The following is a 21,670-nucleotide window of genomic DNA, read 5'->3' on the forward strand; positions in this document are numbered from 1 at the left end:
CCGGGGCGCTCGTACGTCCCGACTCGAACAGGAGCACCATGGTCGCGCCCCTCTCCCTCGCCGTCGTCGGCAGCATCAACGTTGACCTCACGGCGCGCACCGAACGCCTGCCCGAGCCGGGCGAGACCATCGGCGGCGGACGCCTCGTGCGCGAGGCCGGGGGCAAAGGTGCGAACCAGGCGGCCGCAGCCGCCCGGCTCGGCGCGGACGTACGGATGATCGGCGCGGTCGGCTCCGACTCCGACGGCGCATGGATGCGCGAGGAGCTCGGGGCGGCAGGGGTGGACACGTCCGCGGTACGCACGAGCGAGGAGGCCACCGGGGTGGCCCTCATCGTGGTCGACGCCGCGGGCGAGAACCAGATCGCCGTCTGCGAGGGCGCGAACGGCGACGTGAGTCTGGCCGGCGTCGAGTTCGGCGCGGAGGAGGCGGTGCTCGCGCAGCTGGAGATCTCGATGGACGTCGTGACGGAGCTGGCGGAGAAGGCCCGCGGGTATTTCGCCCTCAACGCCGCGCCGGCACTGCCCCTCCCGGAGGCGGTGCTCGACCGTGCGGACCTCGTGATCGTCAACGAGACGGAGTACGCGCTCATCCCGGCGCTGCGGACGGCGCGGCGGGTCGCTGTGACCTACGGTGCCGACGGCGCCAAGCTCTTCGAGAACGGCGCCGAGGTCGCCTCGGCGCCGGCGGTCAAGACGGTCGTGGCGAACACCGTGGGTGCAGGGGACGCCTTCTGTGCGGCGCTCACCTACGCCCTGGCCTCCGGGGTCGTGCCGGAGCGGGCGCTCGCCGCGGCGTGCGCGGTCGGCGCCGCCGCCGTGGCTGACCCTCGTTCGCAGCCTCGTCTCGCCGCGCTCGACGAGTATCTTTCCTGACGCGCCGGTCCGCCGTTCCGCGAGTCGAGCCGGAGGGGGAACCTCTCGCCAGGACACGGAGCGGCCGCCGTGTCCGCGGCGCGACATAGGGTGAGACGCATGACGATCGCCGATCTCGACGACCGCCCCCGCTGCGCGTGGGCGGGCTCCGACCCCGAGTACCGCCGCTACCATGACGAGGAGTGGGGGCAGCCGCTGCACGGCGACCGGGCGCTGTTCGAGAAGATGGCGCTCGAAGGCTTCCAGGCGGGGCTCTCCTGGATCACGATCCTGCGCAAGCGTCCGCGCTTCCGCGAGGTGTTCGCCGGCTTCGACCCGGCTGCTGTCGCCGCGTTCGGCGAGGACGATGTGGAGCGGCTTCTCACCGACACCGGAATCGTGCGCAATCGGTCGAAGATCGAGGCGACGATCTCGAACGCGACCATCGTGCAGGACATGGCCGAGGGCGAGCTGGACGGCCTGATGTGGTCGTACGCTCCCGATCCGGCCCGCCACGTCCGTCCTCGGACGATGACCGACGTGGCGGCGGTGACGGCGGAGTCCGAGGCGCTCAGCAAGGCCCTCCGCAAGCGCGGCTTCCGCTTCGTGGGGCCCACGACGATGTACGCGCTGATGCAGTCGGCGGGGATGGTGGACGATCACCTCGAGGGCTGCTGGCGCGCCTGACCTCGGCATCGCGACCGCGGTCAGCGGCCGGCGTCGGCGAGATGACGTGCGTCGTGGCCGAGCACCTTGACCATGACGCCGTGTCGGCGGAGAGCGGCGACCGTGCGCGCCTCCTCGTCGAGGTCGCGGCCGAGCGCGTGGACGTTGGCGACGACGAGAACGTCCCCGGGGTTGAGCGTGTCGATCAGGCGGGAGATCCGGTCGCCCCAGCTCTCCAGGATCTCGGGTGCCGGATGGCGGAAGCCCTCGATCGGGACGCCGAACCGTGTGAGGTCGTCGCGCTGCTGCACGACCGATGGCATCCCTTCACGAGCGACGACCAGGCCGACCAGACGCGAGCCCTCGGGCTTCGCGGACCACCAGTCGCGGTTCTGCTGGAGCTCGGTGAAGCACTTAGGGCATTCGGCAGCCGGGTGCGGGAGGTTCAGCGGGCTCGTCAGAGCGTCGTCGATGGGGCTGTTCTCGCTCATCGCGCTCCTCCTGCTCATGTCATCTCCATTCTGCCCTGACCCGCCGACTTCCGGGGACGGGAGGGGAGAACGAGACGGAAAGCGGGTCAGAGCAGGCCGAGAGCGCGGACGGCGTCGCGCTCCTCGCCGAGCTCGGCGACGGACCGGTCGACTCGCTCTCGCGCCCAGGCGTCGAGCTCGATCCCCTCGACGATCCGCCACTCGCCGTCGACCGCGCGGACCGGGAAGGAGCTGATCAGTCCTTCCGGCACGCCGTATTCCCCGTGCGACACCACGGCCGCGCTCGTCCAGTCCTCGACCCCGCCGTGGACCCCGGTGCCCAGCGTCCAGTCGCGCACGTGGTCGATCGTGGCGCCGGCCGCGGAGGCGACGGAGGACGAGCCGCGCACCCGGATGATCTCCGCACCGCGCTGGGCGACCCGGGGGATGAAGGTCTCGTCCAACCAGGCATGGACGTCTCCCACCCGCTCGGCGAGGGCCTCGGTCGCGGAGCGTCCGGCGACCGTCGCGTGTGAGACGTCGGGGAACTGCGTGGCCGAGTGGTTGCCCCAGATGGGGAGCCGGCGCACGTCAGCGACCGGCACGTCGAGAGCCGCGGCGAGCTGGCCGCGGGCGCGGTTCTCGTCCAGACGGGTGAGGGCGCTGAAGCGCTCGGCGGGCACGCCGTCGGCGGCCGCGGCCGCGATCAGGGCGTTGGTGTTGGCGGGATTGCCGACGACCGTGACTCGCACGCCGGCAGCCGCGTGCGCCGCGATCGCGGCGCCCTGAGGGCCGAAGATCCCCCCGTTGGCCGCGAGGAGGTCGCCGCGCTCCATCCCCGGGCCTCGCGGACGCGCGCCGACCAGCAGGGCGTGGTCGGTCCCGTCGAAGCCGACGGCGGGATCGTCCGTCACCTCGACGTCCTCGAGGAGGGGGAACGCGCCGTCCTGCAGCTCCAGCGCGGCGCCCTCGGCCGCGCCGAGCCCCGCCGGGATCTCCAGCAGCCGGAGGCGGACACTCTCCTCGGTGCCGAGCATGTCGCCCGCCGCGATCCGGAACAGCAGCGCGTACCCGATCTGTCCGCCGGCGCCGGTGATGGTGATCGTCGTGGTCATGTCTCGAGCCTACGACCGTGGGTCCCGTGACGGCACCGCGGCGGAGGCACGAGGGAGCGGTACCCTCATCCCATGACGTTCAACCCCGATGCCGACATCAGCGGCAACACCACGCGACGGCGCGGCGGACGCACGGCGGCGATCGCCGGCGGCGGCGTGGGGCTCGGAGCGATCGCCGTGGTTCTCATCGGCATGTTCACGGGCGTGGATCTCTCCGGCTTCCTCGGCGGCGGTCAGGACGGCGGCGGGGGTGCCGCGCCGTCCTCGCAGGGGGCGCTCCTGGACGAGTGCAAGAGCGGCAAGGACGCCAACGCGAACGACGACTGCCGGATGGCCGGCGCGCAGGTCGCTCTCGACGCCTACTGGACGCAGCAGGTCAAGGGGTACCAGCCGCCGCAGATGACGGTCGTGCAGGGATCGACGCCCACCACGTGCGGGACGGCCTCGAACGCCGTCGGACCGTTCTACTGCCCGCCCGAGCAGGGCGTGTACCTCGACCCCACCTTCTTCCAGCTCATGCGGCAGCAGTTCGGGGCGTCGGCGGGGAACCTCGCGCAGCTGTACATCGTGGGGCATGAATGGGGTCACCACATCCAGAACATCACCGGGACCATGGCGAAGTTCCCCGACAACGGGACGGGCCCCGGCAGCAACGGCGTGCGCACCGAGCTGCAGGCCGACTGCTACGCGGGGGCCTGGATCGGCGACATGACCGAGCAGAAGGACGCCAAGGGCGTCGCCTATCTCCAGGCGCCCACCGAGGCCGAGCTGCGCGACGCCGTGAACGCGGCGAAGACCGTCGGCGACGACAACATCCAGCAGCAGTCCGGGTTCGTGAACCCGGAGAGCTGGACCCACGGATCGAGCAGCGCGCGGCAGTACTGGTTCGCCAACGGCTACCAGAACGGCCTCGGCGTGTGCGACACCTTCTCGGTGTCGGTCGAGGAGCTCGGCCGCTGACCCAGCCCGGTCGTTGGGCCCGGTCGCGGCTGGCACGCCGGCTGCGGCGCCAAGATTGGCCTTGCGTGGCTGTGCGCGCCGCACGACTGTCGGATGAAGTGAAGTCTGTCGGCCTATGGTGAGGCTGTGGTCCGGCAGAGTTGCGCGGGGCCGACAGAGTTGGTCGCGACCGGCAGGGTGGGTCGGGCGGTTCCCGTCCGCGTGAGCGGCTCCTACGCGCGCAGGGCCTGGACCAGGGTGCGCAGGAGCGAGAGCACGCCGCCGCGGGCCCGGAACCGGGTCAGCCCCTCGCTCACCGTCGCCGCCGTGCGGGACGTCACGAACCACGGCGGCTTCGGCAGGATCGTGAACCGGCCGGATCCGCCGAGCGCGCGGAGCGAACGAGGGAAGGGGCGGAACGGTCCCCGTACGACAGAACGCTCCACGTCGGCGAGCAGCAGCGCGTTGTGCACGACGCCGATCCCGCTTCCGACGTCCTCGATCGTGCCGCCGGGATAGGCCCCCCAGGACAGGGTCGGCGTGATGAAGGCGAAGCCGGTCCAGGCGTTGATCGCGATGTCGCCGTAGCGGAGGTCGGCGATCGCCCGCTCCAGGCCCTCGCCGAGCGACTGCTCCGTCGCCGGGTCGACGAGGACGTTGGCGCCGAGCGTCCCCTGAAGGCGGTCGTTGGCGTGCGCCACGGCGGCGTTCAGGAACCTCTGTCCGGTGCCGGGGAGCGACACCACGCCCAGCACGGGCGCGAAGTACTCCGTCTGCTCCATCGCGCTCGGATCGTCGTCGGGGCCGAGCTCGACGAGCAGACGGTCGGCCAGCACGAGCGCGTCGGGGTAGGACTGCGCGGCCTCGCGCATCCGCTCGTCCGAGCGCGGATACCAGGTCGGGCGCTCCGGGGCGGCCGCGTAGGCGCGGCGCAGCTCCGCGCGGAAACGCTCGGCCTGGGGCCAGTCCGAGGAGAGGAGCACGACCTGCCCCGCGATGCAGTTGTGCCCGCTGTTCTGCAGGCGCATGGTCGCGATGTGCTCGGCGTGGAAGCGCAGATCCTCCTCGGTCCACTCGCCGGGCACGACGATGATCGGCGACACGCCGCCGAGCTCCGCGGTGATGGGCGTCTTCAGCCGTGGCCGGCCTTCCCGTCGCCGCCGTGTCGCCGCGGCTCCCGTGCCCCAGACGATCGCGTCGAAGGTCGGCGCGGAACCGGTGATGTGCACGTGGGCGAAGGCCTTGTGCTCGGTGAGATGAGCCCCGACGTCGGGGCCGCCGCGCACGATCCGCAGGAGTCCCAGGGCGATGAGCGGCGCGAGCGCGCGCTCGTAGACGGGCACCAGGGAGTCCTGCGTCGGGTTCACCTTCAGCAGCACGACCCGGTTGTGCGCGAGCAGCTCGTAGAGGACGTCGAGCACAGGGATCGAGGTGATGTTGCCGGCGCCGAGCACGAGGCCGATCCCGCCGTCCCCGTCCCGCGGCGCACGCTGGGCGAGACCGGCCCGGGCCCTCGCCTCTCCGGGCGTCGTCCCCGGGCGCAGCCACACCTCTCCTGTGAAGCCGGACAGCAGCACGCGGTCGATGCCGGTGAGCGGGAAGGCGTGCACACGGGTGCGGGCGCCGGGGGCCCTGTCGATGCGCACGCCGTCGAGAGGGTTGCGACCGGTCGCGATGCGTTCGAGCGTCTCGATGTATGCGTCCAACGCCCCGAGCACGCCGTATGGCCCGCTCAGCCATTCCTCGCCCCGCAGGGGATGCGTGGGTGAGAGCTGCTTGGACGACGCGGCCGTGCGGGCCCAGGCGCGTGCCGTGTCGGCCACGGAGCGGCGCACCCCACGCAGGAGCGTGGCGCGTTGATCGGCGGCGAGGCCCGCCCAGGTGCGTTCTCCGTCACGGAGATCCGCGATCGCGGCGTCGATGGGAGCGCGGACGTCGTCGGCGAGGGTGGTGGGCATCGGGCCTCCTTCGGCGCGGATCGGGTCCAGCCTACGGGCGGTGCCTCGGCGACGCCTGGATCAGATGAGGGAGAGCTCGCGGAGCTTGGCCTCGACGTCGGCGTTCGAGGGCTCGACGTGGTGGGAGGCATCGGGGTAGACCACCACCGGGATGTTCATGCGACCCGAGATCTCCTTCGCCACGTCGGCGGCCGCGGGGTCCGCGACGAGATCGACGTAGGTGTATGCGACACCGAGCTCGTCGAGCTGCTTCTTGGTGCGAATGCAGTCACGGCACCAGTCGGCGCCGAACATCGTGACCGTGTCGGAGGCGGGGGCAGTCATGTCTCCAGGGTACGGCCCCAGAGGCTGGGTGGCGCCGGTCTCGTTTCTGGGAGCCCGGGGAGAATCGGATAACGGAAAGGGAAACACGCAGGTTGGGCATGGCCGGACATGGCACGATGAGAGGCGCATTGTCTTGAGGAGGGGTATGGACGGCCGGATGGCGCCCGCGGGTGTGACGATCATCGTCCCGACCTTCAATGAACGCGACAACGTCCAAGAGCTCGTGCGTCGCGTCTCCGGCGCTCTGGAGGGGCAGGACGGAGAGATCCTCTTCGTCGACGACAGCAGCGACGACACCCCGGAGGTGATCCGCCAGGTCTCTCTGACATCGCCTGTGCCGGTTCGCCTCCTGCACCGGGACGACCCGGTCGGAGGCCTCGGCGGCGCCGTGGTCGAGGGGCTTCGCGCGGCCGAGTACGACGTCTGCATCGTGATGGACGGCGACCTGCAGCACCCGCCGGAGCTGATCCCCGACCTCGTCGGCCGGCACGCCGAGGGTGACGCCGACGTGGTCGTGGCGTCGCGCTACATCGGTGGCGGCGACAGCGGAGGCCTCGGCACCGCCGTGCGCTTCGGCGTCTCCCGCGGGGCGACGCTGCTGACGAAGGCGATGTTCCCGATCCGTCTCTCCCGTGCGTCCGACCCGATGACCGGGTACTTCCTCGTCGACCGCCGCCGCGTCGACCCGGCGGCACTCCGGCCGAACGGCTTCAAGATCCTGCTGGAGATCCTCGTCCGCTCCGATGTACGCATCGCCGAGGTGCCGATGGAGTTCGGCGAGCGGCTGCACGGCACATCCAAGGCGTCCTTCGCTCAAGGCATGGCCTTCCTCCGGCACCTGACGATGCTGCGCTTCGGCAAGATGTCTCTCTTCGCGATCATCGGTGGCATCGGGGCCCTCGCCAACCTCGGCATCATGTGGGCGCTCACGCACATGGGCGTGGAATACGTGTGGGCGGCGGTCATCGCCGCCGAGCTGACGATCGTCGGCAATTTCATCCTGCAGGAGCGTTACGTCTTCAATGACATGACCGGCGACGCCTCGCGGTTGTCGGTGCGCTTCGCGCAGTCCTTCGCGTTCAACAACATCGAGGCGGCGTTGCGCATCCCCGTGCTCGCCTTCATGGTCGAGACGTGGCACATCTCCAGCATCCTCGCCGCCGCGATATCGCTTGTCGCCGCCTTCTTCGTGCGCTTCATGTTCCACTCGCTCGTGGTGTACGCCCCGCGCCGTGCGGTGCGCAAGGCGTCCAAGCAGGCGGCGGCGGTCGAGCGGGAACGCGAGCGGGTGCACGCGCCGGCGCCCGACCTCGGCGCCCGTAGCGAGCTCGGCTCCGAGGCCTGAGCCACCGTCGTTCCTCGCGTCTGAGGCCTCAGCATCCGTGGGCGGCGGAGTCCGGGCGTCGCGCCGGCTGTCCTCCTCCGACGGCCGGAGCCAGGGCGACGCCCGCGACGGCTAAGGGATCACCCGTAGCCGTCGCGGGGTCGGCGCAAGACCGAGAGCCGGCTCAGCCGATGTTCGAGATCAGGTCGTCGAGGGTGTCGCCGTAGTTGATCCGGATCACCGGCAGCGCGAGCTTGTCCGTCCCCGGCGTCACGTAGCCCCAGTCGATCGTACGCCCCAGCAGGAAACCGGCCTTCGTGACGCCCTCCTTGGTGGTGGCGTTGTAATGGCCGTAGGGGTAGGCGACGACCTCTTTGGCGCCGAGGATCGACGCGGACTTCTCCAGGTCGGCCGCGATCTGGTCGGCCGGCCAGTTGACCATCCGTCCCTTGCCGTTCTCGCCTGCCTCGTGCATCGAGTCGGTGTGCGAGCGCTGGATCACGTACGGGGACGGTGACGGCGCCTGACGGACGTTGGTGATCACGAAGGACGTCGTGAGCAACTGGTTCTTGGTGACCACGGGGACGGCGAGGTCGAGCCAGGTCTGGTCGGCGTCGTCGTCGGTGATGATCACCGACTTCGGCGGGATGTACAGGGCGCCGTCGATGAAGGCGTTGAGCTCGTCCCAGGTCGGCAGGTAGAACTGACCGTCGGCGATGTGCTTCATGTGCGCCTCGAAGTCGCCGATGTAGGCGTAGTTGCCACGGAGCCAGTTGTCCTCGCCCTCGGGCTTGGTCGTGAACTGGTGGTACATGAGGATCGGCACCTTGGTGCCCGCGGCCGCGCTCTGCTCCGGCGTCATCCACGAACCGTGGAGGGTGACCTGACGATCCGTGCAGGTGGCGAGCTTGGAGCCGTTGATCCGGGCGGTCGGGGTGAACGCGGCGGCGTCCGCGGCGGTGGCGTACCATCCGGCGAAGACCGCGCCGGGGCGGGTGGGGATCGGGAGGCCCGCGTAGAGCGCGCCCTGGGTCTGGAGCATGGGGTCGAGGGCGATCCCCTCGCCGGCGAACGAGACCGCGCAGGCGTTCGGATCCTTCGCGTCGGCGAGCAGCGCCTCTGCCGGCGAGAGGGGCGTCGGCGTGGGGCTCGGTGACGTCGGAGCGGTCCGGTCCTGGTCGGCCTTCGTCTCCGGCCCTCCGGTGAGCGCGCGCACGCCGATCACCGTCAGGGTCGCGATGAGGGCGAGCGCGAGGATCGCGACGACCGCGACCAGGAGGCGACGACGGCGGAGGACGGTGCGCGAGGGTCGGGGGCGACCGGGGGGTGTCGACGGGGGCGTGGCCATGAGCCAGATTCTAGAAGGCCAAGATCAGTGCGCTTGTCAGCCCTGAGCGCGGTGGAGGGCCTGGAAGGTCTCCAGGATGAGCTCCACGCTGATGTTCTGCGGGATCCGCGGATCGCCGGCCTCGAACTCGGCGAGCTCGACCCCGCGGACGCTTCCTGAAGGGAACGCGGCGAGGATGTCCGCGATCTGGTGGGGGAGCAGCCCCTCGTCGACGCGGTAGGCGGCCGGAATGTATCCCGGCTCGAGAACGTCCCAGTCGATGTGGATCCACACCGGGCGGCCGGCGACGAGCTCGGCGATGCGCTCCGGTGTGCTCTCCTGTGGAGGGAGGACCCGGACGCTGGCGTCGGCGAGAAGCTCGGCCTCGGCCGGATCGATGTCGCGGCCCCCGACCACGATCGCCTGAGCAGGTTCGAGTCCCGCGCCGTGGCCGCTGTCCCAGAGCCCGCAGGCGGCAGCGAGGACCATTCCGCCGAGGTAGCCGGAGCCGGTGGTGGCCGGAGTGTTGAAATCGCCGTGCGCGTCGATCCAGAGCACCACGGCGTCCGGGTGACGCTCGGCGACCGTGGGGAGCGTGCCCAGGCTCGCGCCGCAGGTGTTGGTCACGAGCAGAGGGACGCGTTCCGCGTCGAGCGCGTCCCGTACCGCGTCCCGCAGGCCTTCTAGGGTCTCGCGCGCCTGCGGGAGGGCGACCGACCAGTCATCCGTCGCGGCGGGCGCGGGCGTGCCGACGACGACGGGCTCCACGCCCAGGTAGGCGCCCAGCGCTGTGGCGGCGGCGCGAGCGCCGGGAAGAGCCCCGTCCGTACGGTCTCCGACCCGGCCCTGGCAGAGGATGAGCGCGTAGTCCTTGGGCATCCGTAGCCTCCTGTGCTCGTCGTGCCCGGGGTGTTCCGAGGGCATCTGCTAGAGTAAGGGCTTCCGCGTGTTCCCCGTGCCGCTTCTCACCGGCACCGCGCGATGCCCGCCGGGGCACCTGTCTCGGATGATCCGCACCGATGCGTGTTCGTCCGCTCCGGCGAAAGAAAGCACTCGGCGGCCCCGATGCCGCCCACAGGAACGTAGCACCATCATGAACACCACCGACATCTCGGCGCGCTCCGACGCGCCCCTGACCTGGAAGCAGGCGGCCGACGACGTCTTCGTCGCGACCCGCGAGGGCGAGTTCGCGGGGTTCGTCACGATCGACCCGCATGCACACGTCCTCCACGATCGCCACAGCCGTCGCATCGGCTCCTACCCCACGCTCGCGGCCGCACGGGCTGCGCTCTCCGGAGGCTCGCACCCGAAGGGGCGGCGACGTCCGTCCCGCAGTCGTCGCCGACGCTGGATCAACGCCTGACGGTCACGCAGAGGAACCGCCAGGCACGCGGCCGTCCTCCGCGTGATCGCGCCCTCAGGCGGGCGGGATGGCCGCGACCGCGCTCACCTCGATGAGCGCTCCCGGCACGCCGAGGCCGGCGACCCGAGCGGCGGTGACCAGCGGGGGCGCGCCCTCTCTGGCGAGCTTCGGCCCCACGGCGCCGTAGGCCGCCCGGAGATCCGCGTCGGCGTGGACGAGAACCGTCCAGCTGACGACGTCGGCGAGGGTCGCTCCCGCGGTGTGAAGCGCGGCCTCGGCGTTGTCGAGGGCACGTGCGGCCTGCGCGGCGATGTCGCTCGAGACGACCGCGCCGCTGGCGTCGACACCGTTCTGACCTCCCACGTGGATCGTGGTCGAGCCGGGCGGGATGACGGCGACGTGGCTGAACGCAGGGCTGACGACGAGGCCTTCGGGCCGCGGATAGGTGATGTCCATGGAGGCATTCTGCGTGAGGCGACCGACATCGGGCGCCGCGTGCGATTCTGCCGTGATCACACGCGGCGGGTGTCGCGGCGGAACATCAGCACCGCGAAGCCGGTGAACAGGATGAACCAGACCAGGAGGTTCGGCACGGCCCAGACGTCGGGTGCCGCGCCGACGACCGCCGACTGGGAGAGGTTCGCGATCCCCCACACAGGGGTGAGCTTCGCGGCGATCTGCACGCCCTCCGGCATCGAGTACAGCGGGAAGAACAGGCCGCCCATGAAGCTGAGGACCGGAAGGATCGGCCCGAGATATCGCATCGCGTTCTGCGCCGGGAACGCGTAGCCGACGGCGAGGCCCAGGCTCGTCATCATGAGCGAGCTCAGCCAGGCGAGGACGCCGGCCCCGACGAGATTGCCGAGGGGAGCGGTGATCCCCATCGCCGCGCCGACGGCGATCGTCACGATCACCGCCAGGCCGCCGAGCACGAGACCGCAGAGGATCTTGACGAGGATGTACACCACGGGGTTCAGCGGGGTGAGGCGCAGCTGCCTGCTCCAGCCCTGCGCGCGTTCCGAGGCCACCGATACGCCGGTCATGGTGCTCGCGACCAACGCGCCGTAGACGGCCATCGAGATCATGATCGGCACGGCGGCGGAGATCCCGCCCGCGCTGACCGGGATCTCGTCGATCGAGGCGTCGCGGTTGGGCATCGCGACGAGGAAGAGCATCGCGATCGGGAAGATCAGGGTGAAGACCACCACGCTGGAGTTGCGGAACAGTCGCTTGAGCTCGACGGAGAGGAAGGTCCCGCTGAAGCCGCCCAGGACGGGGGCGCGCCGAGCAGACGGGTCGATGGCGTCGAGGCGTTCGAGGGGCGGGGTGCTCATGCGCGTCCTCCCTCGGCGTCGTCGCCGGTGAGGCGCAGGAACGCCTGCTCCAGGTTCTGGCTCGTGATCGTCACGTCGTGCGCCGGAGTCTGCGTGAGGAGGTGCCGGGCCACCGCGTCGGAATCGCTGGCGCGCACGACGACGCGGGTGCCCCGGACCTCGACCGTCTCGACCCCGGGGAGGGCGGCGAGAGCGTTCCGGTCCGCCCCCGGCCACTCGGCCTCGACCGTGCGGCCGGCGGCCATGGCCTTGATCTCCGCGGTCGTGCCGTCCGCGACGATCCGTCCCTTGCGGATGAGGATGATCCGATCCGCGTACTGATCGGCCTCCTCCAGGTAATGCGTCGCGAAGAGCACCGTGCGCCCGCGGCGCGCGTCCGCGTGGATCGCCTGCCAGAACGAGTGGCGGCCCTCGACGTCCATGCCCGTGGTCGGCTCGTCCAGCACGATCAGGCCAGGGTCCGAGACGAGGGCCATCGCGAACCGCAGTCGCTGCTGCTGTCCGCCCGAGCATCGGGACACCCTGCGGTCGGCGATGTCGGCGATCCCCGCCCGTTCGAGTGCCGCATCGATGCTCGTCGTCTGCGCGAAGAGCGAGGCGGTGAGCTTCATCGTGTCGCGCACGGTGACGTCGCCCAGGAGACCGCCGGTCTGCATGACGGCGGAGACGAGCCCGCGGCCGATGGCCTGCCGAGGCGTGAGCCCGAACAGCCGCACCTCGCCGCGGTCGGGCTGCGAGAGGCCGAGGAGCATGTCGATGGTGCTGGTCTTCCCCGCGCCGTTCGGGCCGAGGAAGGCGACGACCTCGCCCTGGCGGACGGTTATCCCCACTCCGGCGACGGCGGTGAAGCCGCGGAACGCCTTGGTCAGGCCCGTGGCCTCGACCGCCGGACGAACGGGTGCGCGCTCGTCGCTCCCGGCGCCTGCGGCGGTCCGCGCCGCGGACGTTGCTGTCTCGTTCATGGCTCCAGTCTGCCGTGGAAGTCGCCGCGAACGTTCGCCGGCCTTGTCGTCCGCTCGCGATGACGCCCGGCAGGGAGCGAGGGGGTGCGGGAACGAGCGCGGTGCGAAAACGGTAGGATCGTGGGGACAACAGGAGGTGTCCGGTGATCATCAGATTCATCGTCTTCGGAGTGCTGTTCCTCGGTGGAATGGTGCTGATGGGCATCGCCCCCGGGCTTCCGGCGATGCAGGGCGTGGTCTTTACCGGCGGCATCCTCAGCTTCAGCCTCGCGCTCGCCGTCATGATGACCGAGGCGGGCGGCGCGACCAAGCGCACCCGGTCCTGGGAGCAGTGACCCCTCTCGCCTGACCTGCGCGGCCCGGCCTGCGCGGCCTGACCTTCGCGTCATGGCCTGCGTGGCGGGCGCGTGATCTGCCCTTCCTCAGCGTCGGCTCCGGCGCGCGTGAGGGCGCGAACGGCGCGGCTCAGGCGACCGGTGCGGGCTCCGCGGCGACGGCCGGCTGCGCGACGGGGCGGTCGAGAAGCGCGATGTCGCGGACGGCTCCGCGATCGGCCGACGTGACCATCGCGGCGTAGGCGCGGAGCGCAGCCGACACCGGACGCTCGCGATCGACGGGACGGTGCCCGGTCGTCGCCTCGAGGCGCGCGCGGCGTTCGTCGAGCACGTCGGGCGCCACCAGGAGCTCCATCTGGCGCGCCGGGATGTCGATCCGGATCCGATCGCCGTCCTCGATCAGCGCGATCGCGCCGCCCGCGGCGGCCTCGGGCGAGATGTGCCCGATCGACAGCCCGCTCGTGCCCCCCGAGAAGCGTCCGTCGGTGATGAGCGCGCAGCTCTTGCCGAGGCCCCGCCCCTTGAGGAACGAGGTCGGGTGGAGCATCTCCTGCATCCCTGGGCCGCCGCGGGGGCCCTCGTAGCGGATGACGACCACATCGCCCTCGGTGACGGTCTTGTCGAGGATCTTCTGCACCGCCTCCTCCTGCGACTCGCAGACGACGGCCGGGCCCTCGAAGGTCCAGATGGACGGATCGACCCCCGCGGTCTTCACGACGGCGCCGTCGACGGCGATGTTCCCGCGCAGCACGGCGAGACCGCCGTCGGCGGAGTAGGCGTTCGCGACGGAGCGGATGCAGCCGCCTTCTGCGTCGAGGTCGAGGCTCGTCCACTCGTTGGACTGCGAGAAGGCGGTCGACGAGCGTCCGCCTCCGGGAGCGGCGTGCCAGAGCGCGCGGGCCTCGTCCGATGCGCGTCCTCCCCGCACGTCCCACTCGTCCAGCCAGGTCGCGAGATCGGGGGAGTGGACCGCGTGCACGTCCTCATGGAGGAGCCCGCCGCGCCGCAGCTCGCCCAGGATCGCCGGGATGCCGCCGGCGCGGTGGACGTCCTCCATGTAATAGGTCTTGCCGTTCGCGACGTTGGGCGCGACCTTCGCCAGGCACGGCACCTGCCTCGACTTCGCGTCGATCTCCGCGAGCCCGTAGTCCACGCCCGCCTCCTCGGCCGCGGCGAGCAGGTGCAGGATCGTGTTGGTGGAGCCGCCCATCGCGATGTCCAAGGCCATCGCGTTGTCGAACGCCGTCGCGGTCGCGATCGCACGGGGGAGGACCGAGGCGTCGTCCTGCTCGTAGTAGCGCTTGGTGATCTCGACGATCGTCGCCCCAGCCCGCTCGTAGAGCGCGCGGCGTGCGGTGTGCGTCGCGAGCACGGAGCCGTTGCCGGGGAGGGAGAGCCCGATCGCCTCGGTGAGGCAGTTCATCGAGTTCGCGGTGAACATCCCCGAGCACGATCCGCAGGTGGGACAGGCGTTCTCCTCGATGAGGCGCATGTCGGCGTCGGAGATCGACTCGTCCACCGCGTCCGCGATCGCGTTGACGAGGTCGAGGGAGCGGACCGAGCCGTCGGAGAGCGTGACCCGGCCGGCCTCCATCGGACCGCCGGAGACGAAGATCGTCGGGATGTCGAGGCGGAGCGCGGCCATGAGCATCCCCGGCGTGATCTTGTCGCAGTTGGAGATGCAGATGAGGGCGTCGGCGCAGTGGGCGTTCACCATGTACTCGACCGAGTCGGCGATGAGGTCGCGCGAGGGAAGGGAGTACAGCATGCCGCCGTGGCCCATGGCGATGCCGTCGTCGACGGCGATCGTGTTGAACTCGCGCGGCACCGCGCCCGCGGCGTGGATCGCCTCGGAGACGATCCGGCCGACCGGCTGCAGATGCGTGTGGCCGGGGACGAACTCGGTGAAGGAGTTCGCGACCGCGACGATCGGCTTGCCGATGTCGGAGTCAGCCACGCCCGAGGCGCGCATGAGAGCGCGGGCTCCGGCCATGTTCCTGCCATGGGTCACGGTGCGAGAGCGAAGGATCGGCATGAGACCATGCTTCCGTCCCGGCCGCGCCCGGCGAAGACGGCGGTGATGCTAGTAGTGGCACTGATAGTTTTCAGGGGTGGAAAAGGACGACGGACGGCGCCGCGAGCTCGGCGCGTTCCTCCGCCGGAAGCGCACGGCCGCCGATCGCGCCGAGTACGGCCTGCCCCCGGCCGGGCGTGCCCGCACGACGGGCCTCCGGCGGGAGGAGGTCGCGGTGCTCTCCGGCGTCTCGGTCACCTGGTACACGTGGCTGGAGCAGGGACGAGACATCCGGCCCTCGCGGCAGGTGCTCGACGCCGTCGCCGTCGGCCTGCGGCTCACCCGCGCGGAGCACGACTACGTCCTGGGCATCGCGGGCTTCGCGCCGTCGGCCGCGCCGGTCCCGGTCGCCCCGGCGGCGGTCCCCGCCCACGTGCAGCACCTCCTCGACGCGCTCGAGCCCGCACCGGCCTTCGCGCTCAACGGGCACTGGGACATCTGCGCCTGGAACTCGTCCTATCGCCGCCTGTTCCCCGGCGTGGCGCTCGCCGCGGCCGAGGAGCGCAACCTGCTCGCGTTCGTGTTCACCGACCCGTCGGTGCGCGCGATGCTCCCGGACTGGGAGACGACGAGCCGCCGGTTCCTCGCCGAGTACCGCGCCGAGACCGGTGCGCGAGCGGGAGCGTCGGAGCACGTCCGCCTGGTGTCGCATCTCCGGCATGCGAGCGAGGACTTCGCCCTGGCCTGGGAGGAACACGAGGTCGAGCGCTTCTCCTCGCGCCACCGGGCGTTCCTGCATCCCGAGGGCGGCGCCGTGGAGTACGAGCAGGTCGTCCTCGCGCCGCAGGACGCGCCGGAGCTCCGTGTGGTCGCGTATCTGCCGATCCCGGGTTGACCGCGGCCGAGACGGCTCTCGCCGCTCTGCTCCCGAGAGAGGCCGTCGGGCCTTCTCACTTCTACCGGCCCGATTCATCTGTCAGGACCGACAGAAGTACTTCGATCCGACGAGGCGGCCCGGCAAGGCAGACCAGCAGGGGCTGCTGAGCGCGCAGGCTAGGGGAGGATGACGAGCTTGCCGCGGGTGTGCCCGCTCTGGCTCTCGCGGAAGGCCTCGGCGACCGCATCGAGCGGGAAGGTCTTCGCCACCTCGACGCGCAGGCGACCCTCTTCGGCCAGCGCCGCCAGGCGCGCGGTCTCGGCGCCGTCGGGGCGGACCCAGATGATCCGTCCGCCGTGCTCGCCCACAGTGCCGTCGGCGACCGACGCGTGCGGGCCGCCCTCGCGCAGGACGGCGAGGGTGGTCTCCAGCTGTCCGCCCACGAAGTCGGCGACCGCGTTGACCCGTCCGCCGGCCAGGGCGAGGACGCGGTCGGCCAGGCCGTCGCCGTAGGTCACGGGCTCGGCGCCGAGGCCGCGCAGGTAGTCGTGGTTGCGCTCGGAGGCGGTGCCGATCACGCGGGCGCCGCGGGCGACGGCGATCTGCACCGCGAAGCTCCCCACGCCTCCGGCCGCTCCGTGGATGAGGAGGGTGCGTCCGTCGAGGTCGCCGAGGGCGTCGAGCGTGCGGAGCGCGGTGCCACCCGCGAGCGGGAGCCCCGCGGCCTCCTCCCAGGGGAGCGAGGCGGGCTTGCGGGCCACGGCCGCGGCGGGGACGGCGACGCGCTCGGCGAAGGTCCCGTCGGCCAGGACGTCCTTGCGGGCATAGGCCATCACTTCGTCACCGATCGCGAACTCGGGGGTGTCCGGTCCGAGCGCGACCACGACGCCCGCGACGTCCCAGCCGGGGATGACGGGGAAGACCGGCGAGATGAGAGCGTCGAGGTAGCCGGCCATCGCCTTCCAGTCGACCGGGTTCACGCCCGCGGCGCGCACCTCGATGAGCACCGACCCGGGGAAGAGCTTGGGCTCGGCGACCTCGCGGACGGTGACGTCCCCGGGGTCCTGGGTGTAGTGGTCGTAGACGGCGGCGCGCATGGTTTCTCCTCTCGACGCGTCAGACGGTGGCGGGCGCGCCCTGGAGGGCATGCACGACGGGGGCGAGCTCGGGCTGGTCGGCGGCCTCGGCGAGGACGCGCTCCAGGGTCTCGTCGTGGATCGGGTGGGCCTGGTCGTAGAGCGCCCGGCCTGCCGGCGTGAGCTCGGTGTAGATCCCGCGGCGGTCGTCCGCGCAGAGGATCCGGGTGAGCAGCTGCCGGTCCTCGAGGCGGGTGACCAGGCGGGTCGTGGCGCTCGGGCTGAGCGCGGTCGCCCGCGCGAGCTGCTGCATGCGCATGTGCCAGCCGTCCTGGCGGCTCAGGGCGTCGAGCACCGTGTACTCCACGACGGAGAGACTGACCGAGGCGGCGAGGGCGCGCTCCAGCTCGGTCTCGATGAGGGTGTGGAGCGCGGCGAGCGTGCGCCAGCCGCGCGCACGGATCTCGACGGCGTCGTCGGCGATGCCCATGCGTCCTCCCGGATGTCGGCGTGCGGATGCCGCACGATGGTTGCTTGCGCGGGATAATTGCGTGTGCAATGATTGTGTTCATTGACGCAATATCCCGCGTCTGCAACTACCTTATCAGAGGAGTCCCGATCCGGACCTCATCGCCTCCGGCTCTCGTCTCCCGATCCACCCTCATCGGAGGAAACCTTCATGCCCCTCGGACTCGTCGCGCTCGCCATCGGAGCGTTCGGCATCGGACTCACAGAGTTCGTCATCATGGGCCTGCTGCCCGAGGTGGCGGCCGACTTCGCCGTCACCGAGGCGACCGCCGGATGGCTCATCTCCGGTTACGCGCTGAGCGTCGTCGTCGGCGCGCTCGGGATCACCGCCGCGACCATCCGGCTCCCGCGCAAGCCCGTCCTGCTCGCGCTCGTCGTGCTCTTCATCCTCGGCAACGCGCTCACCGCGCTGGCGCCGGACTACGGCGTCGCCCTGCTCGGGCGGGTGATCGCGGCGCTCTGCCACGGTGCCTTCTTCGGGATCGGGGCCGTCGTCGCCGCCGGCCTCGTGGCGCCGGAGAAGAAGGGCAGGGCGATCGCGATCATGTTCACGGGCCTCACGGCGGCGAACGTGCTCGGCGTGCCGTTCGGCACCTTCCTCGGCCAGCAGCTGGGCTGGCGCTCGACCTTCTGGGTCATCGCGGGGATCGGGGTGCTGGCGTTCATCGGCATCGCGGCGCTCGTGCCGGCCACGCGCGGCGAGGCCGAGCAGGTGAGCCTGCGTCGTGAGCTCGGCGCGTTCCGCTCCGGGCAGGTGTGGCTGTCGCTGTCGCTGACGGTGCTCGCCTTCGGCGGGATGTTCGGCGCCTTCACCTACATCGCCTACACGCTGACGGAGGTCGCCGGGTTCGCGAGCGGGGCCGTGCCCTGGCTGCTCGTGCTGTTCGGCGCGGGGCTCGTCGTCGGCAACGCGGTGGGCGGACGCCTGGCCGACCGGTCGATCGACGGCACGCTCCTCGTCTTCATCGCCCTTCTCGCGGCGGTCCTCCTCGCCTTCGGACTGCTCGCCTGGTCTCAGCCGGCCACCATCGTGCTCCTCGTGCTCATGGGCGGCTTCGGGTTCGGCACCGTCCCCGGCCTCCAGAGCCGCATCATGCGCTATGCCGGGGGCGCGCCGACGCTCGCCTCGGGAGCGAACATCGGCGCGTTCAACGTCGGCAACGCCCTGGGGGCATGGGCCGGCGGCGTCGGCATCGCCGCGGGCCTCGGCTACACCGCGCCGATCTGGATCGGAGCCGCCGTCACGGGCGCGGCGCTCGTCGTGATGGTCGTCGCCGCGGTGACCGCCCGCCGTTCCGCCTCCCGGGCGTCGTCCCCGTCCGTTCCGGAGTCCTCCTCCCTCCCGGCCGCCGTCTGACGTCCGCCGGACCCGCCCCTGTGGACTGTTCCGGTCGCGAGATCTGTCGCTCCCGGCTCGGGATAGCGACAGAGATCGCGACCGGAGCGAGGCAGAACCGGCGGAAAACGCGAGGGGAGCGGAGCGGGCTCGGCAGAATGAAGGGAGGGCCGGCCGCCGACCGCGCCGTGCACCGACGAGAGGGGGTGTCCGCATGACCGCCCAGCACATCGGCATCGTATGGAACCCGGCGAAGACGAGCCTCGACGAGCTCGAGTCCGCGCTGACCGCCGCCGCATCCTGGTCGCCGGAGACCACAGTCTCGTGGCACGAGACCAGCGAGGACGACCCGGGCCGGGCCGCGGCACAGGCGGCTCTCGGCGCCGGAGCGACCGTGATCGCGGCCGCGGGAGGCGACGGGACCGTGCGCGCGGTCGCCGAGCACCTGGCCGAGGCGGGATCGGAGGGGGACACGGCCGATCTGGCGATCGTCCCGCTCGGCACCGGGAACCTGCTCGCGCGCAATGTCGACGTCTCGCTGAACGACCTGCCCGCCGCGTTCGAGCGCGCCCTGTCGGGTGAGACCAAGGCGATCGACGTCGGCTGGGCACAGGCGACCCTCGCGGCCGGCGGCACCGAGCGCAAGGCCTTCGTGGTCATGGCCGGGTTCGGGATCGACGCGCACATGATCACCGAGACGGACGAGGGGCTCAAGGACAAGGCCGGCTGGCTGGCGTACGTCGAGTCGCTCGGCCGGGCGGTGGCGGCGAGCGAGGTGATCGACCTCCGCGTCGCCTTCGACGGCGGCGAGCCCGTGGCCGAGAAGGCCCACACCTTCATCGTCGGCAACTGCGGGACGCTGCAGGGCGGGATCACGCTCCTGCCCGACGCCGACTCGGGCGACGGCGCGCTCGACCTCCTCGCCCTGAACGCCGACGGCATCGCGGGATGGATGGACATCCTGCGGACGATGGCGTGGGACAACGGTCTCAAGCGCCTCTTGACAGGGAGCGACCGGGCGGCGAGCAGCGACAGCACCACGCATCGCCGCCTGACCTCGGTGACCGTCGAGCTCGACGAGCCGCGGGCCTTCGAGCTCGACGGCGACGAGATCGGAGAGGCCACCCGGATCGAGATCACCGTGCAGCCCGGAGCCGTGCGGATCCGGTAGGACTGCTGGTGCTCCCAGGCGCGGCATCGGCACGGGCGTTAGCGTGTTCCGCATGACGGCGCGGGGCAGGAGACGAGGACGACGCGTCGCCGTGGTCCTCGGATCGGTCGCTCTCGTGGCCGCTGCCGTGGTCGTCGTCGTGGCCCTGCTCTCGACTCCGCGCGTGGAACCCCGTGGTGAGCCGGTCACGCGGGCGGGAAGCCCGGTGCCGGTGTCCGGCGTCCCGATCGAGGCGCCGCCGCACGGAGACGTCGGCGAGCCGGGGTCGATCGTCGACGCGGCACCGGGCCCCGCCCCGACCGCGCGTCTCGACGCGGACTGGCTGGCGCGCACCGCACGTGCGACGGAGATCCCGCCCCGTGCGCTCATCGCGTACGCATGGGCCGACCTGGTCGTCTCTCGCGAGACGCCGTCCTGCGGGGTCGGCTGGAACACCCTCGCCGGGATCGGGGCGATCGAGTCCGACCACGGTCGGCACGACGGGACGGGGCTGGATGAGAACGGCTATCCGAGCGCGCCCATCCGCGGCCGTGCGCTCGACGGCGACGGGGTGATGGCCATCGCCGACACCGACGGCGGAGCCTGGGACGGCGACACGGTGTGGGATCGTGCGGTCGGCCCCATGCAGTTCATCCCCGAGACGTGGCGTCGCTGGGGAGCGGACGCGAGCGGCGACGGCGTCGCGGACCCGAACCAGATCGACGACGCGGCGCTCGCCGCCGCGCGCTACCTGTGCGCCTCCGGCTCGATGCAGGATCCGGCGGGCTGGCGGCAGGCGATCCTCCGTTACAACGACCTCGACCAGTACGTGGCGGACGTGGCCAGAACGGCGAACCGGTACGCCGACCAGACCCGCTGAACGCCTGCTCCGCGGGGACGACGGGACCGGTGAGGAACGCGGGCGAAAGCGGAGAGGGGAAGGGTTCTCCGGAGACCGCGCCGGGGTAGCGTGAGCGGGGTGAGGACAACGCTGAAGGTCATCGCCCGTGTCGTCAGCGCGGTCGGCATGTTCGCCGTCGCCGCCCTGCACGCCGTCTGGGCGTCGGGGTCGTCGTGGCCCGCGAAGAATCACAGGAAGCTGGGCGAGGCCGTGGTCGGCCAGAGCAAGGTGCAGCCCGATCCGGCCGCGACCGCGGTCATCGCCGCGGGGGCCGCCGGCGCCGGTCTGCTCGCCACCGGCGCGCTGGGGCGTGGGCGTCTGGCCCGGCTGGGGCTGCGCCTGGTGGGCATGGTGATGCTCCTGCGTGCCGTGCTCGGCGGCGACACCGCGCTCACGGTCCTCGGGCTCCCGCCGGCGGGGAAGACCTTCCAGCGCCTGGACCAGAGCTACTACCGTCCCTTCGCGGCGGTCATGGGCGTCGCGCTCTGGATCGCCAGCTTCTGGGGCCGTCGGAAGCGGCCCGCCGACTGAGCCCGAACCCGTCACCTGAGCCCGTCGCCTGGGCCGGGCCCGTCGCGTCCGTCACCTGAGCTGCACCCCTCGCATACCCCGGCCCGTCGCACGCCCGCGCCGGTGACCTGGGTCGAGCCGTCCGCGCGTTCACGCCCGCTTCCTCCGTTCCCGTCCCGTTTTCTGTCGTCACGGAGCGATCTGAGCGACAGAAAACGAGACGGGAGCGGCGAGCCCGAGCATCGAGTCCGAGTGGCGAGGCCGAGCCGAGGGATCGAACCGTGACGTCGAACCGTGACGCCGAACC

Annotated in this window: 23 protein-coding genes; 11 read left to right on the top strand and 12 right to left on the bottom strand. The window is 71.5% G+C overall.

Annotated elements, in window-relative coordinates; translation table 11 throughout:
- Positions 1–38: 38 nt before the first annotated feature.
- Together ACP15J_RS05870 and ACP15J_RS05875 are read left to right on the top strand one after the other, a co-directional pair.
- Positions 39–875 carry a PfkB family carbohydrate kinase gene (locus ACP15J_RS05870; protein ID WP_424936084.1) on the top strand — a complete coding sequence of 279 codons (837 nt, stop codon included), beginning with the start codon at positions 39–41 and terminating at the stop codon, positions 873–875.
- A gap of 99 nt (positions 876–974) precedes the next feature.
- Positions 975–1,541 carry a DNA-3-methyladenine glycosylase I gene (locus ACP15J_RS05875; RefSeq protein WP_424936085.1) on the top strand — a complete coding sequence of 189 codons (567 nt, stop codon included), beginning with the start codon at positions 975–977 and terminating at the stop codon, positions 1,539–1,541.
- Between the two features lie 20 nt (positions 1,542–1,561).
- Here the strand turns inward: ACP15J_RS05875 and ACP15J_RS05880 are convergent, their stop codons facing one another.
- Together ACP15J_RS05880 and ACP15J_RS05885 are read right to left on the bottom strand one after the other, a co-directional pair.
- Complete coding sequence (locus tag ACP15J_RS05880) at positions 1,562–2,011, bottom strand: recombinase family protein (RefSeq protein WP_424936086.1); 450 nt, start codon at positions 2,009–2,011, stop codon at positions 1,562–1,564.
- Positions 2,012–2,097: 86 nt separating this feature from the next.
- Positions 2,098–3,105 carry a malate dehydrogenase gene (locus ACP15J_RS05885; RefSeq protein ID WP_424936087.1) on the bottom strand — a complete coding sequence of 336 codons (1,008 nt, stop codon included), beginning with the start codon at positions 3,103–3,105 and terminating at the stop codon, positions 2,098–2,100.
- 72 nt (positions 3,106–3,177) lie between these two features.
- Here ACP15J_RS05885 and ypfJ point away from each other — a divergent pair, with 72 nt between their 5' ends.
- Positions 3,178–4,065, top strand: a complete 888-nt coding sequence (ypfJ, locus tag ACP15J_RS05890; RefSeq protein WP_424936088.1) for a KPN_02809 family neutral zinc metallopeptidase — start codon at positions 3,178–3,180, stop codon at positions 4,063–4,065.
- A 212-nt stretch (positions 4,066–4,277) separates the two neighbouring features.
- Here ypfJ and ACP15J_RS05895 read toward each other — a convergent pair whose 3' ends face one another.
- Positions 4,278–6,002 carry an aldehyde dehydrogenase family protein gene (locus ACP15J_RS05895; RefSeq protein ID WP_424936089.1) on the bottom strand — a complete coding sequence of 575 codons (1,725 nt, stop codon included), beginning with the start codon at positions 6,000–6,002 and terminating at the stop codon, positions 4,278–4,280.
- A 60-nt stretch (positions 6,003–6,062) separates the two neighbouring features.
- A complete protein-coding gene (locus ACP15J_RS05900) occupies positions 6,063–6,326 on the bottom strand; it encodes a glutaredoxin family protein (RefSeq protein WP_424936090.1) in 264 nt (87 codons plus the stop codon).
- A gap of 157 nt (positions 6,327–6,483) precedes the next feature.
- On the opposite strand from ACP15J_RS05900, the gene ACP15J_RS05905 reads away from it, so the two are divergent.
- Complete coding sequence (locus ACP15J_RS05905; RefSeq protein ID WP_424980895.1) at positions 6,484–7,671, top strand: glycosyltransferase; 1,188 nt, start codon at positions 6,484–6,486, stop codon at positions 7,669–7,671.
- A gap of 163 nt (positions 7,672–7,834) precedes the next feature.
- On the opposite strand, the gene ACP15J_RS05910 is transcribed toward ACP15J_RS05905, so the two are convergent.
- Entirely contained in the window at positions 7,835–8,998 is a 1,164-nt protein-coding gene (locus ACP15J_RS05910) for a polysaccharide deacetylase family protein (protein ID WP_424936092.1), read from the bottom strand.
- Positions 8,999–9,034: 36 nt separating this feature from the next.
- Positions 9,035–9,856, bottom strand: a complete 822-nt coding sequence (locus ACP15J_RS05915) for an arginase family protein (RefSeq protein ID WP_424936093.1) — start codon at positions 9,854–9,856, stop codon at positions 9,035–9,037.
- Positions 9,857–10,070: 214 nt separating this feature from the next.
- Here ACP15J_RS05915 and ACP15J_RS05920 point away from each other — a divergent pair, with 214 nt between their 5' ends.
- On the top strand, positions 10,071–10,340 hold the full coding sequence (locus ACP15J_RS05920) for a hypothetical protein (RefSeq protein WP_424936094.1): 270 nt from the start codon (positions 10,071–10,073) through the stop codon (positions 10,338–10,340).
- 54 nt (positions 10,341–10,394) lie between these two features.
- On the opposite strand, the gene ACP15J_RS05925 is transcribed toward ACP15J_RS05920, so the two are convergent.
- Genes ACP15J_RS05925 through ACP15J_RS05935 form a run of 3 tightly spaced genes read right to left on the bottom strand, consistent with a single transcriptional unit; the run spans position 10,395 to position 12,636 of the window.
- A complete protein-coding gene (locus tag ACP15J_RS05925; protein WP_424936095.1) occupies positions 10,395–10,796 on the bottom strand; it encodes a RidA family protein in 402 nt (133 codons plus the stop codon).
- 56 nt (positions 10,797–10,852) lie between these two features.
- The gene (locus ACP15J_RS05930; protein WP_424936096.1) at positions 10,853–11,674 is read right to left on the bottom strand and encodes an ABC transporter permease; all 822 of its coding nucleotides are present in this window, start codon (positions 11,672–11,674) and stop codon (positions 10,853–10,855) included.
- Positions 11,671–12,636, bottom strand: coding sequence for an ABC transporter ATP-binding protein (locus ACP15J_RS05935; protein ID WP_424936097.1), 966 nt, complete (start codon positions 12,634–12,636; stop codon positions 11,671–11,673). Before ACP15J_RS05935 ends, ACP15J_RS05930 begins: the two co-directional genes overlap by 4 nt.
- Before the next feature lie 143 nt (positions 12,637–12,779).
- On the opposite strand from ACP15J_RS05935, the gene ACP15J_RS05940 reads away from it, so the two are divergent.
- Positions 12,780–12,971 carry a hypothetical protein gene (locus ACP15J_RS05940; protein WP_424936098.1) on the top strand — a complete coding sequence of 64 codons (192 nt, stop codon included), beginning with the start codon at positions 12,780–12,782 and terminating at the stop codon, positions 12,969–12,971.
- A 130-nt stretch (positions 12,972–13,101) separates the two neighbouring features.
- Here ACP15J_RS05940 and ilvD read toward each other — a convergent pair whose 3' ends face one another.
- On the bottom strand, positions 13,102–15,006 hold the full coding sequence (ilvD, locus tag ACP15J_RS05945; RefSeq protein ID WP_424936099.1) for a dihydroxy-acid dehydratase: 1,905 nt from the start codon (positions 15,004–15,006) through the stop codon (positions 13,102–13,104).
- A gap of 76 nt (positions 15,007–15,082) precedes the next feature.
- Between ilvD and ACP15J_RS05950 the strand changes: the two genes are divergently transcribed.
- The gene (locus ACP15J_RS05950) at positions 15,083–15,880 is read left to right on the top strand and encodes a helix-turn-helix transcriptional regulator (RefSeq protein ID WP_424936100.1); all 798 of its coding nucleotides are present in this window, start codon (positions 15,083–15,085) and stop codon (positions 15,878–15,880) included.
- A gap of 158 nt (positions 15,881–16,038) precedes the next feature.
- Here ACP15J_RS05950 and ACP15J_RS05955 read toward each other — a convergent pair whose 3' ends face one another.
- Together ACP15J_RS05955 and ACP15J_RS05960 are read right to left on the bottom strand one after the other, a co-directional pair.
- A complete protein-coding gene (locus ACP15J_RS05955) occupies positions 16,039–16,959 on the bottom strand; it encodes an NADP-dependent oxidoreductase (RefSeq protein WP_424936101.1) in 921 nt (306 codons plus the stop codon).
- A gap of 19 nt (positions 16,960–16,978) precedes the next feature.
- Positions 16,979–17,428 carry a MarR family winged helix-turn-helix transcriptional regulator gene (locus tag ACP15J_RS05960; RefSeq protein ID WP_424936102.1) on the bottom strand — a complete coding sequence of 150 codons (450 nt, stop codon included), beginning with the start codon at positions 17,426–17,428 and terminating at the stop codon, positions 16,979–16,981.
- Positions 17,429–17,617: 189 nt separating this feature from the next.
- On the opposite strand from ACP15J_RS05960, the gene ACP15J_RS05965 reads away from it, so the two are divergent.
- The 4 genes from ACP15J_RS05965 (at position 17,618) to ACP15J_RS05980 (ending at position 21,384) form a co-directional block, all read left to right on the top strand.
- Positions 17,618–18,823: an MFS transporter gene (locus ACP15J_RS05965; protein ID WP_424936103.1), complete on the top strand. Its 1,206-nt coding sequence runs from the start codon at positions 17,618–17,620 to the stop codon at positions 18,821–18,823.
- A 193-nt stretch (positions 18,824–19,016) separates the two neighbouring features.
- Positions 19,017–19,973, top strand: a complete 957-nt coding sequence (locus tag ACP15J_RS05970) for a diacylglycerol/lipid kinase family protein (protein WP_424936104.1) — start codon at positions 19,017–19,019, stop codon at positions 19,971–19,973.
- A gap of 52 nt (positions 19,974–20,025) precedes the next feature.
- The gene (locus ACP15J_RS05975; protein WP_424936105.1) at positions 20,026–20,832 is read left to right on the top strand and encodes a lytic transglycosylase domain-containing protein; all 807 of its coding nucleotides are present in this window, start codon (positions 20,026–20,028) and stop codon (positions 20,830–20,832) included.
- A gap of 99 nt (positions 20,833–20,931) precedes the next feature.
- The gene (locus ACP15J_RS05980) at positions 20,932–21,384 is read left to right on the top strand and encodes a DUF3995 domain-containing protein (RefSeq protein ID WP_424936106.1); all 453 of its coding nucleotides are present in this window, start codon (positions 20,932–20,934) and stop codon (positions 21,382–21,384) included.
- Positions 21,385–21,670: the final 286 nt, after the last annotated feature.

This window comes from Microbacterium sp. S308A+, from assembly GCF_049800815.1.
Lineage (GTDB): Bacteria > Actinomycetota > Actinomycetes > Actinomycetales > Microbacteriaceae > Microbacterium.